Source organism: Sphingomonas sp. RIT328, assembly GCF_000632225.1.
In the GTDB taxonomy this organism is placed as follows: domain Bacteria; phylum Pseudomonadota; class Alphaproteobacteria; order Sphingomonadales; family Sphingomonadaceae; genus Sphingomonas; species Sphingomonas kyungheensis.
In genome coordinates, this window is the sequence record NZ_JFYV01000005.1 from 38893 (window position 1) to 52277 (window position 13385).

13 protein-coding genes are annotated in these 13385 nt (G+C 69.4%); 2 read left to right on the plus strand and 11 right to left on the minus strand.

The window, feature by feature from the left end:
• Window positions 1-163: 163 nt before the first annotated feature.
• The gene (locus BW41_RS03765; protein WP_037531605.1) at window positions 164-529 is read right to left on the minus strand and encodes an ArsR/SmtB family transcription factor; all 366 of its coding nucleotides are present in this window, start codon (window positions 527-529) and stop codon (window positions 164-166) included.
• Window positions 530-636: 107 nt separating this feature from the next.
• On the opposite strand from BW41_RS03765, the gene BW41_RS03770 reads away from it, so the two are divergent.
• Window positions 637-1383 carry a glucose 1-dehydrogenase gene (locus tag BW41_RS03770; protein ID WP_037531606.1) on the plus strand — a complete coding sequence of 249 codons (747 nt, stop codon included), beginning with the start codon at window positions 637-639 and terminating at the stop codon, window positions 1381-1383.
• A gap of 39 nt (window positions 1384-1422) precedes the next feature.
• Here BW41_RS03770 and BW41_RS03775 read toward each other — a convergent pair whose 3' ends face one another.
• On the minus strand, window positions 1423-2793 hold the full coding sequence (locus tag BW41_RS03775; RefSeq protein ID WP_037531607.1) for a carbohydrate porin: 1371 nt from the start codon (window positions 2791-2793) through the stop codon (window positions 1423-1425).
• 233 nt (window positions 2794-3026) lie between these two features.
• Here BW41_RS03775 and BW41_RS03780 point away from each other — a divergent pair, with 233 nt between their 5' ends.
• A complete protein-coding gene (locus BW41_RS03780; protein WP_235199499.1) occupies window positions 3027-4154 on the plus strand; it encodes an SGNH/GDSL hydrolase family protein in 1128 nt (375 codons plus the stop codon).
• Here BW41_RS03780 and BW41_RS03785 read toward each other — a convergent pair.
• The 9 genes from BW41_RS03785 to BW41_RS03820 all read right to left on the minus strand — a co-directional run bounded on the left by BW41_RS03785 (window position 4129) and on the right by BW41_RS03820 (window position 13321).
• Window positions 4129-6306: a xanthine dehydrogenase family protein molybdopterin-binding subunit gene (locus BW41_RS03785; protein WP_037531609.1), complete on the minus strand. Its 2178-nt coding sequence runs from the start codon at window positions 6304-6306 to the stop codon at window positions 4129-4131. The two genes, BW41_RS03780 and BW41_RS03785, sit on opposite strands and share 26 nt — an antisense overlap.
• 134 nt (window positions 6307-6440) lie before the next feature.
• Entirely contained in the window at window positions 6441-7025 is a 585-nt protein-coding gene (locus tag BW41_RS03790; protein WP_037531611.1) for an SURF1 family cytochrome oxidase biogenesis protein, read from the minus strand.
• Window positions 7022-7441, minus strand: coding sequence for a DUF983 domain-containing protein (locus BW41_RS03795; RefSeq protein WP_081792882.1), 420 nt, complete (start codon window positions 7439-7441; stop codon window positions 7022-7024). The genes BW41_RS03790 and BW41_RS03795 overlap by 4 nt, the downstream gene beginning before the upstream one ends.
• A gap of 31 nt (window positions 7442-7472) precedes the next feature.
• On the minus strand, window positions 7473-8405 hold the full coding sequence (locus tag BW41_RS03800; RefSeq protein WP_037531614.1) for a cytochrome c oxidase subunit 3: 933 nt from the start codon (window positions 8403-8405) through the stop codon (window positions 7473-7475).
• 37 nt (window positions 8406-8442) lie between these two features.
• Complete coding sequence (locus BW41_RS03805; RefSeq protein WP_037531616.1) at window positions 8443-9009, minus strand: cytochrome c oxidase assembly protein; 567 nt, start codon at window positions 9007-9009, stop codon at window positions 8443-8445.
• Complete coding sequence (locus BW41_RS21940; protein WP_268747101.1) at window positions 9006-9140, minus strand: hypothetical protein; 135 nt, start codon at window positions 9138-9140, stop codon at window positions 9006-9008. The genes BW41_RS03805 and BW41_RS21940 overlap by 4 nt, the downstream gene beginning before the upstream one ends.
• Window positions 9137-10051, minus strand: a complete 915-nt coding sequence (locus BW41_RS03810; RefSeq protein WP_037531695.1) for a heme o synthase — start codon at window positions 10049-10051, stop codon at window positions 9137-9139. The genes BW41_RS21940 and BW41_RS03810 overlap by 4 nt, the downstream gene beginning before the upstream one ends.
• A 208-nt stretch (window positions 10052-10259) precedes the next feature.
• Window positions 10260-11645, minus strand: a complete 1386-nt coding sequence (locus BW41_RS03815) for a DUF1501 domain-containing protein (RefSeq protein ID WP_037531618.1) — start codon at window positions 11643-11645, stop codon at window positions 10260-10262.
• A gap of 5 nt (window positions 11646-11650) precedes the next feature.
• The gene (locus BW41_RS03820) at window positions 11651-13321 is read right to left on the minus strand and encodes a DUF1800 domain-containing protein (protein WP_235199500.1); all 1671 of its coding nucleotides are present in this window, start codon (window positions 13319-13321) and stop codon (window positions 11651-11653) included.
• Window positions 13322-13385 lie beyond the last annotated feature (64 nt).

The window sequence follows — 13385 nt, forward strand, 5'->3', positions numbered from 1 at the left end:
AGGAAATCGTATTTGATATCTTTGCTTTCCGGCGTGAGCCGCGCGGCAATACGAAGAAGATTTGCGCGCGGAAGCGCAGAGAACGCCAGGCCTGTGCCGATCGGAAGTTCGCGCCGACGCATGGCTGGTCAGGCTGCCGCGTCCTCTGCGCCGCAACGCGACCCTAATCGTCGTCCAGGGCGGCGATGCCGTCGGCATTGCCCGCCGGTGTCGCGGCATAGGCGTTGATGATGCCCGGCAGCAGGCCGGGAAAGCGCGCCTCGATCTCGTCCCAGCGCGAATGGTTGCGCACCTCGACGCCGGCGCGCTCGCTGCGGATCAATCCCGCCTCGCGCAGGATCTTGAAATGGTTGGAGAGCGACGATTTGGGAATGACCCGGTCACCGACCGCCGCCAGCGCCGAACAGGCCTCGACACAGCCGGCGCGCATGATCCGCGCGAAGATCGCCGCACGTGCCGGATCGGACAGCGCATGCAGGATCGCCTCGGGCCGGACGTCGTCGATCGCGGGGTGAATCAAGGGCCTCATCTTTTTTGCATATAGGGACTTGATCGCGACAGCGTTAGTTCCAGATTCCCGAACTATCGGAATAGCGGTGCCGCCACGGTGCCGGGCCGAAACGGAAGGACGGACGTATGGCAAGGCTTGCAGGCAAGGTCGCGGTGGTGACGGGCGCATCGAAGGGGATCGGCGCGGCGATCGCCGGCGCGCTCGCGGCAGAGGGTGCGTCGGTCGTGGTCAATTACGTGTCGAGCAAGGCCGGCGCGGATGCGGTGGTCGCCGGCATCGCCGCGGCGGGCGGCGAGGCGATCGCGGTGCAGGGCGACGTCTCGCAGGCCGCCGAGGCGCAGGCGCTGATCGCCACCGCGGTCGATCGGTTCGGCCGGCTCGACGTGCTGGTCAACAATTCGGGCGTCTATGAATTCGCCGCGATCGAGGACGTGACCGAGGATCACTATCGGCGGCAATTCGACGTCAACGTGCTCGGCGTCCTGCTCGCGACGCAGGCGGCGGTGCCGCATCTCGGCGAGGGAGCGAGCGTCATCAACATCTCGTCGGCGATCACGCACGTCCACACGCCGCATGCGGCGGTCTATGCCGGAACCAAGGGCGCGCTCAACGCGATCACCGGCGTGCTTGCCAACGAGCTGGCGCCGCGCCGCATCCGCGTCAATGCGGTCAGCCCCGGCTTCGTCGTCACCGAAGGCTCGCGTGCCGCGGGCGTCGTCGGTTCCGAGATGGAGACGTCGCTCGTCGCGCAGACGCCGCTCGGTCGCGCCGGTCAGCCCGATGATATCGCCGGCGTGGTCGCGTTCCTCGCCTCCGACGACGCACGCTGGCTGACCGGCGAGACCATCACCGCGAGCGGCGGCATCCGCTGATCCGCAGCCGCCACGCCCGCATCGCGCCGGCGTGGCGGCTCATCCGCCGAACAGTTGCGCCAGCCGCACGTCGGCGCGCAGCCCGAGCACCACGGCGCTCGGCACGTCGGTCCGGCGCTTCGGCGCGAACATCGGATCGGGGTGGAGGACATATTGCACCACGGGATAGATTTTGAATCCGTGCAGCGCCGCCCAGCCATAGCTGAACTCGCCGACGATCTCGTCGTGATGCGGCGCGCCGTGGCCCCCCGCCCGGGCGCGCAGGTCGCGCAGATTGCCGATCTGCTGGTCGCTGAAATGCGCGTCCGACAGGATGATGCCGACCGTATCCTCGTCCCGATGCCGGAAGGTGCCGGTCTTGACGAAGCCGGCGGAGACGAAGCTGTCGAGCATCTGGACGTTGCCGACGTTCCAGAAGCCGCGTGCGAACAGCGCGAGGTTGCGCGTGCCCGCGCCGGGCGCGCGCGCGATCGTCCGGTCGATCAGGCCGTAGAGTGCGACACGACTGCCGCCGAGCGCGGCCCGCGGCCGGCCGCTCAGCGCCGCCGATGCGCCGCTGCCGTCATAATAGGGGCTGGTCCCGCCATCGGTGTTGACGAAGACGCCGAGCTTGTACCGGCGCGGCAGCCGCTCCTGCGCGAAGCTCGTCTGATAGCCGAGTTCGCCGGCGAGCAGCACGCCGCTGCCCTTGCCGAGCGAGAAATCAAGCCCGCCCTTGCCGGGGGCATGCAGCGCCATATTATGCTCGGTGACCATGACCTGGACGTAACGCCGGTCGTCCACCGCGTAGCGCGCCTTCGCCGCCCAGGCCGAGAACGGGAAGCCGGTGATGCCGATGACGGGGATCGCGCCATAGCCGGTCAGGCAGATGATGCTGCTCATGAACGAGCAATTGAGCGGCGAATTGTTAAAATAGCTGTTTTCGTCGGCGCGGCCGACCAGCAGGTTGAGCCGGCCGAAATCATGTTCGATACTGAGCTGCGTCAACCGCGGGCCGGGGACCGGGCGGAAGGTCGATTGCAGGCTGATCGAATTGCCGATCACCTCGCGGCCGAGGCTGTCGCCGGTGAACCATGCGCCCTGGATATGCACGCGCGTCTTCGACAGGCCGAACAGCCGCTCGAGATCGAGATCGGCGGTGCCGACGATGAAATGCGCCTCGCGCACCCCCTGCCGCGCACCGCCGATCGGGTTGCCGGCGACATTCTCGACGCCGTCGATGCCGAGGTCGACGCCGTCCGCCTGCAGGCCGCGCAGCGCCTTGCCGACCGCATTGTCATGCTGCCAGCGGGCGACGGCGGCGCCGTCCGCGGCGACGGGCGGTGGTGGCTGGATCGAGGCCGCCGCCGGGGCGGCGGGCGGCGATACGATCGCCTGCGCGGCGAGCAGGACTGCGAGGCTGGCGGACATCCACGTCTCCCTCGCCCGGTGCAGCCAAGCGCGGCCGGGCCACGCTTCCGATATAGACGCGCGCGCCAATGCACGGTCGCGAGGCGCTCCGATGATGGCGATCGGGGCGTTCTCTCATCCCGGATGCGCCGCCGCGTCGGGAGAGGTTGCCCGGACGGGTTATGGCCGGCACCGCCGCTGGCCACCGCACGCCGTCATGGTTAAGATGGCGGCCATCGAAGCGGGAGACGGTGTTGACCAGACGCAGGCTGGCGGGTGTGGGGATCGCCCTTGCGGTGATGTCGGTGAGCGCGGCGTCGCCGCAGCGGATCGAGCGGATCGCGGACGTGCCCGCGCCGATGGCGGTGCTGCCGGTGGCGGTGCACGGCCGCGTCGTGCGCGACGGCGACGCCTTCGTCCGCCAATGGCCCGGAAGCTATTTCGAAGCCGGTTTCGCCGGGCCGGCGGTGGTCTTCCGGATCGGCAGCGGCGAGGTCGCCCTGCATCTGTCGGTCGACGGCGTCGCGGTGGAGACGCTCGTCAAGCCCGCGCCGGGTCTCTACCGGATCGACGGGCTGGCGCGCGGCCGGCATCGGCTGCGCATCGAGGTCGCGTCGGAGAGTCAGGCGGGGCCGACGCGGATCGGGCCCTTCTACGCCGCGCAGGCCGCTGCCCCGCCGGCGCCCCGCACCCGCCGGATCGAGTTCATCGGCGATTCGCACACCGTCGGCTATGGCGTGACGTCGGCGACGCGCGACTGTTCGGAGGATGGCGTGTGGCGGACGACCGATACGTCGCAGGGGTTCGGCGCGCAGCTCGCCCGCCGATATCGCGCCGACTATCAGGTCAATGCGATCTCCGGACGCGGGGTGGTGCGGAATTACGACGGCTTTGCGGCCGATCCGCTGCCCGACGCCTATCCCTATGCGCTGTTCGATCATCGCACCCCGGCGGCGGCGGTCGACTGGCACCCGCAGGTGATCGTCATCGCGCTCGGCACCAACGATTTCACCACGCCGCTCCACGCCGGCGAACGCTGGCCCGACCGGGCGGCGCTGCATGCCGATTACGAGGCGCGCTATGTCCGCTTCGTCCAGGACCTGCGGCGGCGCGCACCGCAGGCGCTGATCGTGCTGTGGGCGACCGACATGGCGCAGGGCGAGATCGAGGCGGAGGTCGCCAAGGTCGCCGCCCGGCTGCGCGCCGCGGGCGAGCGGCGGATCGCCTATGTGCCGGTCGACGGCCTCGCTTTCGCCGGCTGCCACAATCATCCCTCGCTCGCCGACCAGACGGTGATCGCGACGCGCATCGCCGCGGCGATCGATGCGCAGCCGCAGGTCTGGACGGCGCCGGCGCTCAGGCGATCAGCGCCTCGATCCTGATCGGCAGGTCGCGGACGCGGATGCCGGTGGCGTTGAACACCGCGTTGGCGACCGCCGCCGCGACGCCGATGATGCCGAGTTCGCCCAGGCCCTTGACCCCTTCCGGATTGACCGCGTCATCCGCGTCGGGGACCATGACGACGGTCTGGCTGCCGATATCGGCGGCGGTCGGCACCAGATAGTCGGCGAGATCGCGGTTCATGTAGACGCCGGTGCGCGGATCGATCTCGGTCTTCTCGAGCAGCGCCGAGCTCAGCCCCCAGCTCATCCCGCCGAGATACTGGCTGCGCGCGGCGAGCGGGTTGAGCACGCGGCCCGCGGCAAAGGCGCCGACGTGGCGCGGCACGCGGATCGCGCCGGTCGCGGCATGGACCGCGACCTCCACCATATGCGCGCCGAACGCCCAGGCGAGCGCATCCTCGGGCAGCGTCAGCAGCTTGATATGGCCGGCGCGGAGATCGTCCACCGCCGCCGGCTTGGCGCCCGGCGGCAGATAGTCGAGCCGGACGCTGCGCGCGCCTTCGGGCTGGCGGCGCAGCGCGGTGCAGGCGTCGGCGAGCGCATTGGCGAGCGAGGTGGTGGTCGACGACCCGCCCGAGATCCCCGCCGGCGGCAGCGCGGTATCGCCGAGCGCGACGGTGACGCGATCGAGCGGTACGCCGAGCCGCTCCGACGCGATCGTCGCGAGCAGGGTATAGAGGCCGTTGCCGATCTCGTGATGCGCGGTTTCGATCCGCACCGTGCCGTCCGCATTCTGGCTGAGGCGCAGCGCGACCGGGCCGATCTTGACCGGGCGTGCCGCCGCGGCGCAGCCATGACCGATCCACCAGCCGTCGCGCAGCCGCGCCCGCGGCCGCGGCGACCGCTCCGCCCAGCCGAACGCCGCAGCCGCGGCGTCGAAACAGCGCAGCAGCGGGCGCGTCGTGAACCGTTTGCCGGAGACCGGATCGACCGCGGTCTCGTTGCGACGGCGCAGCGCGATCGGATCGATCGACAGGGCATGCGCCAGCTCGTCGATCGCGCTTTCCATCGCGAACAGGAACGGGACCTCGGGCGGCGCCCGCATCGGCCCGGGCGTGTTGCGATCGACGCGGCCGAGCCGTTCCTCCGCCGCGACCGCCTCGGCGGCATAGAGGGCGGTGGAGACGTCGGCGCCTTCCATCGCGAAATCGTCGAAGCGCGAACTCGCCGTCGCCGCCTGATGGCCGACGCCGAGCAGCCGGCCGTCGGCATCCGCACCGAGGCGGATGCGATGCCGCGTCTCGGTACGGTGGTTGGCGATCGTGAACTGGTCGCGGCGACTGATCTCGAGCCGTACCGGACGGCCGAGCCGGCGCGCGGCGAGCGCGCAGATCGCGCTATGTTGCGACAGCGCGAGCTTGCCGCCGAAATGGCCGCCGATGAAGCGCGCGATCACCCGCACCTGCTCCGGGCGAAGGCCCAGCTGTGCGGCGAGGCCGTGCTGCGCCGCGACGACATAGCGCGTCGGTTCGTAGACGGTGAGCCGGTCGCCCTCCCACAGGCAGGTCGTGCTCGGCAGTTCGATCGGGTTATGGTGCTGGATCGGCGTCGTATACTGCGCGTCGATCCGCACCGCGGCGGCGCCGAGCGCGGCATCGAGATCGCCGCTGCGGCGATCGTGATGCTCGGTCTTGATCGTGGTCAGCGGAACGGCCGCGCTGCGCGGATCGGCGAGGCAGGCGACCGGCGCTTCGCCGGCATAGCCGATGCGCAGGGCGGCGGCGGCCGCGGCGGCGATCTCGGCGGTTTCCGCGACGACGAGCGCGACGATCTGCCCGGCATAGCGGATCTCGGGCGAGGCGAGCGGCCGCCAGCTGCTGTTGGCATAGCCGCCCTGCATCAGATGATCGACCGGGCGGATCGCCTCGCCGACCTCGTCATGCGTCAGGATCAGCAATACGCCGGGCATCGCCTCGGCGGCGTCGCGATGGATCGTGGTGACCCGCCCGCGTGCGATCGCGCTGACCGCAATGGCGGCATGCGCCATGCCGGGGACGCTCACGTCGCCGGGATACTCGGCCTGACCGCAGACCTTGAGCGGCCCGTCGATGCGCGGATGCGGCGCGCCGAGCCGGGCGACGGCATCGTCCCGGCGGGCGCGGACGCCCGATGCATCGGAGGGAGCGGTCATCGCGATACCTTTCGTCGGTCCGCATGGCGCAACGTGCGGACGGGCGGAGACGCTCCGTTATGTCATTCAAGCAGTTGAAAGAATCGGATATTCCTTTTTGCTGCCCGAGGGCGTCGGCCTCGGCGGACGCGCCGCTAGGCCGAGCGCCGCCGCAGCGCCAGCACGTAGATCACCGTCGCGACCGCGGCGAACAGGAACCATTGCACCGCATAGGACAGATGGTTGTTGGGCACCGAGGCGAGATCGGGGCGGCCGTTGGCGGCCAGGCCGAGCGGCGGCGTATCGGCGACGAGCAGCAGTGGCTGCGGGTGCCGGTCGAACACGGTGCCGATCAGCGAACGGCCGTCCGGCGCATGGCTGATGAAGCCGCGCACCGGCCCGCCCGGCCAGCGCCGCGCGAACATCGGGTCGGGCGTGGTGCCGAGCTGGACGAGCAGCCCGTCGCCGCAATCGGCGATCAGCCGGAACCCCGCCGCGCCGGCGCCGGCGAGGCGCTGCGCCAGCGGGTGGGGGCAGGCGGCATAGCTGCGGCGGAACAGCAGCCGGTCGTCGGCGCGCCGCGGGAAGGCGATCGGCGGGCGTGCCGGATTGGCGGCGAGCTGCGCCAGATAGGCCTGTTTCTGCGGTGCCCGATCGAGCCATTGCCACAGGCCGAGCGCGATCATCGCCGCGACCGCGAGCGCGACGATCACCGTCGGGAGCAGCGGCACGCGCCTCATGGTCGCGGATCGATGCGGCCTTCGCGCGCGGCGTTGCGGAACTCCGCCGACATCAGCGCGCCCTTCGCCAGTCGCAGCGACCAGATCACCCCGGCGAGCGTCACCGGGATCCAGATCAGCATATGCAGCCACAACGGCGGGTGGAGCGTCAGTTCGAGCGTGATCGCGCCGATCACCACCAACGTGCCGAGGATCAGCGTCAGAAAGGCGGCGGGACCGTCGCCGACGTTGAAGCGGCTGAAATCGAGTCCGCAGGCGGAGCAGCGATCGGCGAAGCGGATCATCCCGGCGAACAGCGTCGGCTTGCCGCAGCGCGGGCAGAGCCCGCCGAGCGCGGCCTGGACGATGCTGGGCTGCACCGGGCCGGGCTGCGCAGGGGCGGACGGCACGGGGCCGGATGGCTCGGGATCGGTCATCCTCCGGTCGGTCCGCTCACCCGCGCCCGCCTCAGCCGGCGTGGACCGGCGCGCCCCAGCCACCCCAGACATAGATGGTGACGAACAAAAACAGCCACACCACGTCGACGAAATGCCAATACCAGGCCGCCGCCTCGAAGCCGAAATGCTGGCGCGGCGTGAAGTCGCCCTTGTAGGCGCGGATCAGGCAGACTGCGAGGAAGATCGTGCCGATCAGGACGTGGAAGCCGTGGAAGCCCGTCGCCATGAAGAAGGCGGCGCCATAGTTCAGCCCCTTGAACGGGAACGGCGCGTGCATGTATTCATAGGCCTGGATCGAGCTGAACAGCACGCCGAGCGCCACCGTCAGCCACAGCCCCTTGAGCACGCCGTCACGATCACCGACGCCGAGCAGGCCCCACAGGCCGCGCTTCTCGCCGCCGCGCTGGTTGTGGATCAGCGCATGGTGCGCCCAGGTGACGGTGGTGCCGCTGGTCAGCAGGATCAGCGTGTTGAGCAGCGGGAATTCGAAGGCGTTGATGACCTCCAGCCCCTTGGGCGGCCATTGCGCGGCGATCGCCGCCGCCCCTTCCGCGGCGCGTTCGACCTGACCGTCGATGAAGCTCATCGCGGTCGGGAACAGCGCGAAGTCGAAGAAGGCCCAGAACCAGCCGACGAAGAACATCACCTCGGAGGCGATGAACAGGATCATGCCGTAGCGGAAGTGGAGCTGGACGACCGGGGTGTGATCGCCGTGATGCGCCTCGCGCACCACCTCCGCCCACCAGCTGTACATGGTGAACAGCACGCCGCCGAGCCCGGCGAGGAAGATCCAGCCGCCGCCATTGGCCTTGTCGGCGGCGAGATGCGCGCCGTGCATCCACATGATCGCACCCGACGCCATCACCAGGGCCGACAGCGATCCGAACAGGGGCCATATGCTGGGGGGCAGGATATGGTAATCGTGGTTCTTGGCGCCGGCCATGGTCGTTTCCCTGTTCTCTATCCTCTTGCGCTAACGCTTAGCCCGCCGATTTCGCGGAATCCACCGGGTAAAACGTGTAGGAGAGGGTGATCGTCTCGACGTCGTTGGCGTCGGGATCGTCCATGATCTTCGGGTCGACGAAGAAGATCACCGGCATGCGCTGCGTCTCGCCCGGTGCCAGGGTCTGCTGTGTGAAGCAGAAGCACTGGATTTTGGTGAAATATTTGCCCGCCTGGCTCGGCGTGACGTTGAACGTCGCGCTGCCGGTGATCGGCTTGCTGTCCATGTTGGTGGCGGTGAAGAAGGCGATGTCGCGTGCGCCGATCTTGACCGTCTCCGACCCTGCTTCGGGCCGGAAGCGCCACTTCATCCCGGGCGCGACATTGCTGTCGAAATCGATGCGGATCAGCTTGTTGACCGCACCCGGTGCTTCCTGCGCGCGCTGCGTCGTGCCGTTGAGGCCGGTCACCTGGCAGAACAGGCGGTAGAGCGGGATGCTCGCCCAGGCGACGCCGGTCATGAAGCAGATGCCGAGCACCGCGAAAAAGGCGGTGCGCAACTGCCGCCGCGTCGACGCATCGTCGGGGCGCGGCGGCGCGTTCATGCCAGCCCCTGGCGGATCTTGGTGATCGCGATCGCGAAGATCAGGATCACGAACGCACCGAGCAGCAGCGCCATGATCCGTGCCCGCGCCCGCTGGCGCTGGCGGACGAGGTCCTGTTCGTCGGGCGTCATGCGAACATCCAGCGGTCGACGACGAGCGCGCCGAACACGACGAACAGATAGAGGATCGAATAGCTGAACAAGCGCTTCTCCGGCTTCATGGCATCGTCGGCCGTGGTGGTGCGGGTCGCGACGACGAGCGCGAGCGCGGCGAAGACGAGGGTGGTGACGCTGGCGACGCCGCCGTAGAGCGGCCCGGACAGGCCGAGCGGCCAGGGCAGCACCGCGGCCAGCGCCATCGGGATGGTGTAGAGCCCGATCTGCCGCCGCGTCACCCGCTCGCCGGCGACGACCGGCAGCATCGGCACCCCGGCATTGGCGTAATCGGTCTTCACGAACAGCGCGAGCGCCCAGAAATGCGGCGGCGTCCACAGGAAGACGAGCGCGAACAGCAGCAACGGCAGCAGCGCGACCTGTCCGGTCGCCGCCGCCCAGCCGATCAGCGGCGGAAACGCGCCCGCGGCGCCGCCGATGACGATGTTCTGCGGCGTCCGGCGCTTGAGCCAGACGGTATAGACGAGGACGTAGAACAGGATCGATAGGGTGAGGATCGCCGCCGCGGCGAAATTCACCGCGAAATACATCAGGATGACGGAGAAGGCGGCGAGCCCGACGCCGAAGTGCAGGGCCGATTCGCGCTCCATCCGCCCGGCGGGCAGCGGCCGCTTCTGCGTCCGCCGCATCTTGGCGTCGAGGTCCGCCTCATACCATTGGTTGAGCGCCCCCGCCGCCCCCGCGCCGAGCGCGATGCACAGGATCGCGGTGAAGCCGAGCACCGGATGGATGAAGTGTCCGTTCACCGGCGGCGCAGCGAGCATCCCGCACAGCCCGGTGAAGACGACCAGCGTCATCACCCGCGGCTTGGTCAGCGCGAGGAAGTCCCGCCAGTCAGCGGGGGGCAGCAGGGGCGTCGCGACCGTCATCGCCATGGCTATACGCCGCGCGGGCGCTTTGAGCAAAGCCGATCGGGCTTGCACCGATGACCACCCAACCAATCCTCCCCGGCACGGGGAGGGGGAACAGCCGAAGGCTGGTGGAGGGGGGCTTCCGCTGACGGCAGCGCGTGTGGATACCCCCCTCCACCACCGCTTGCGCGGCGGTCCCCCTCCCCGTGCCGGGGAGGAGTTGGACCTAGACGAACCCCAGGTTCAGGCTCGCCGCATCGTAATTGCCCGCATTGGGCAGCACCGTCCGGAGATCGCCCGCGCCGACGCCGAACCAGCTCGCCAGCGTCGCGGCATATTGATCCACCGCGATCGTCGGCAGCAGCCGGCCCTGGCCGACGTCGTCGGGCGTGCCGTTGCCGAGCTGCGGCGCGGTGCCGTAGAAGCGCTGGCCGCGCACCGCGCCGCCCATCACGAGATGATGGCTGCCCCAGCCGTGATCGGAGCCGTCGTCGTTCGATTGCAGGGTGCGGCCGAAGTCGGAGGCGGTGAAGCTCGTCACCGTGTCGGCGACGCCGAGCGCGACGGTGGTGTCGTAGAAGGCGCGCATCGCGTCGGCGACCTTGCCGATCAGCCCGGGATGCTGCGCGACCAGATTGTCGTGCAGATCGAACCCGCCGATCGACACGAAGAACACCTGCCGCCGGGCGCCGAGCTGCGACGAGACCGAGATCAGCCGCGCGACCATCTTCAACTGATCGGCGAGCGCATTGCCGGTCGGGAACAGGGTGAAGCCGCTGGCCGGCGCGCCGGTCAGCGCGCTGCTCACCTGCGCATAGGTGTCGAGCGCGCGTTTGCTGACGCGGGCATGTTCGTCGGCGAGCAGATTGGTGTTGCCGCCGGTCATCAGGCTGCGCAGCGTCGTCGCCGCCGCGGTCGATCCGTACAGCTTGGTCTGGTTGTTGAGCAGCGCGACCGGACCGCCGGCGCCGATCGCATATTGGACCGCGCTCTTGCCGGTGAGATAGACCGCATTGCCGCTGGTGTTGATGCAGGTCAGCGTCGCCGCGCCATTGCCCGACTGGAACAGGTCGCCGATCCGCCCGCCCCAGCCCGAGGTCGCGCCTTCCGGATTGGACGCCTGGAAATAGCTCTGCTGATCGTTGTGGCTGAACAATTTGGGCGGCAGCCGCACTGCATTCTGCTGGAATTGCAGCTTGCTGGTCGGCTGCACCAGCGTGCCGACGTTGAGCGCCACCGCGAGCTTGCCCTGATCGAACAGCGGCAGCAGCGATGCCATCGTCGGCGCCAGCGCATAGCGGCGCGCCTCGGGCAGCGCCTGCGTCGGCTTCAGCACGGTCGCCGCCAGCGTTTCCCGGGTCAGCGCGATATTGGATCGCGCGGCGAGATAGGCGGCGTAGCTCGCCTCGTCATAGGCGGCGACGGTATTGGCGTAATCGTTACCGCCATAGAGGAAGATGCAGACCAGCGCCTTATAGTCGGTCGACACCGCCGCCGCCGCCTCGCCGATCGCGGCGAGGCTGGTGACGAAGGGCGTCGCCACCCCCGCCATGCCGAGCGCGGCGGAGCGTTTGAGGAAGGCGCGGCGCGAGGCATCACGCGTGACGTCCATCATGCTCACCGCAGGGTCAGGAATTCGGGGGAGGCGAGCGTCAGCAGCAGCGCGATGCCGACGCGGTTGATCGGGCCGTCGGTCGCGGTGGCCGCGACGCTGTCGACCGCGGCGCGGATCGCGCTCACCGTCGCCGTGCCGAGCTGGCCGGCGGCGAGCACCGTGTTGATCTCGTCGACCAGCGCGGCGCTGTCGCCCGCCTTGGCGATGAGGTCGGCATAATCGGGCTTGGCGTCGCCGGCGCCGTTGGCGATCAGCCCCTGCATGTAATTGACGTAGGCGACGACGCTCTGTTCGTTGGTGATCTGGAATTCGGGGGCGACCAGCCCGGCGCTGCCGATCGCGCTGGCGGGCGGCGTGTAGGCGGGGCGGAAAAAGTTGAAGACGGTCTGGCTGCGTCCCATCGACTGGGCGAGCCGCGTCGACTGGCTCGACGTATCGCCGAATGCCCAGGCGTTGGACGGCGAGTTGACCTTGGCGAGCCGCGCCCAGGCGGTGAGCCGCATCACCGGCTCGCGCAGCTTGCCCGCGCTGGCACTGGTCAGCGCGGTATCGCTGCGCGCCTCGCTGTCGAGCAGGATCGCCTTGATCACCGCCTTCATGTCGCCGCGCACCCCGGCGCCATTGTCGGCGAAGGCCGCGGCGACGCGGCCGACATAGGCGGGGCTCGGATTGCTCGTCACCAGCCGCTGGATCAACTGGCGCGAGACGAAGGGCGGCAGATTGGGATGCGCGAAGATCGTATCGAGCGCGGTCTTGATCGCCGCCATGCCGCCGCCGCTCACCGTCGCGCCGAGGAAGCTCGTGGCGCCGGTCTCGTTGATCGCGCTGTTCATCACCAGCGGCTTGCGCAGGCGATCGGGCGTGCTGTTGTCGCTGGTGGCGAGGCTCAATCCGGTGAACACGCGGGCGAGGCCGCTGACGTCGGCGGGGCCATAGGTTTCGAGCGGAACGCCGTTGGCGGTGCGGACGCTGCCGTCCATATTGAGCTGGTAGAGGCCGAGCGTGAACAGCTGCATCAGCTCGCGCGCGTAATTCTCGTCGGGCTGCGCGCCGGTCTTGGCATTGGCCTTGCGGTTGCCGAGGAAGGTGAGGAACGATGCCATCGCCGCATTGGTGGTGATCGCGTCGAGGATTGTGCGGTAATTGCCGAAGGCATTGTCGAGCAGCAGGTCGACATAGGCGCCGACCGCGAACGGCCGCCAGCTGAGATTGACGCCGCCGATACCGACGACGAGCAGGTCGAGCAGCGCCATGCCGACGCGCTGGCGCAGCTGATCGGGCTCGACGATCATCTGCCGCCACAGGCTCGCGTCGAACCCCGCCTCGCTGTTGATGTTGGCGGAGGCGTTGTAGCCGTTGGCGACGAGCCAGTCCCAGTGGCTGGTCGCGCGCGGCATGGCGAACTGGTCGTCGATCCAGCCTTCGTAGCGCCGGCTGATCACACTATCGATCATCGCGCGGGTGCCGCCCATCGTCGCCTGGGCGAGGAACCGGCTCGCCTGCGTCGCGGTGATCGCGGCGGGAAGGACGGTGACGGGGGCGCTCGCCGTCGGGGTGCCGCCGCCGTCGCCGCTGCCGCCAGCGCAGGCGGCGAGCAGCAGCGCCGGTACCGCGGCCGCGCCCGCCTGCCATGGCGTCGCGGCGGCGATCGGCGCCGCGTCGTCGGCGGACACGCGGTCCACCCTGTCATCCAGCACTGGAACGGTCCCCCCTGCCACGCTCCCCACAAGCGTTAAC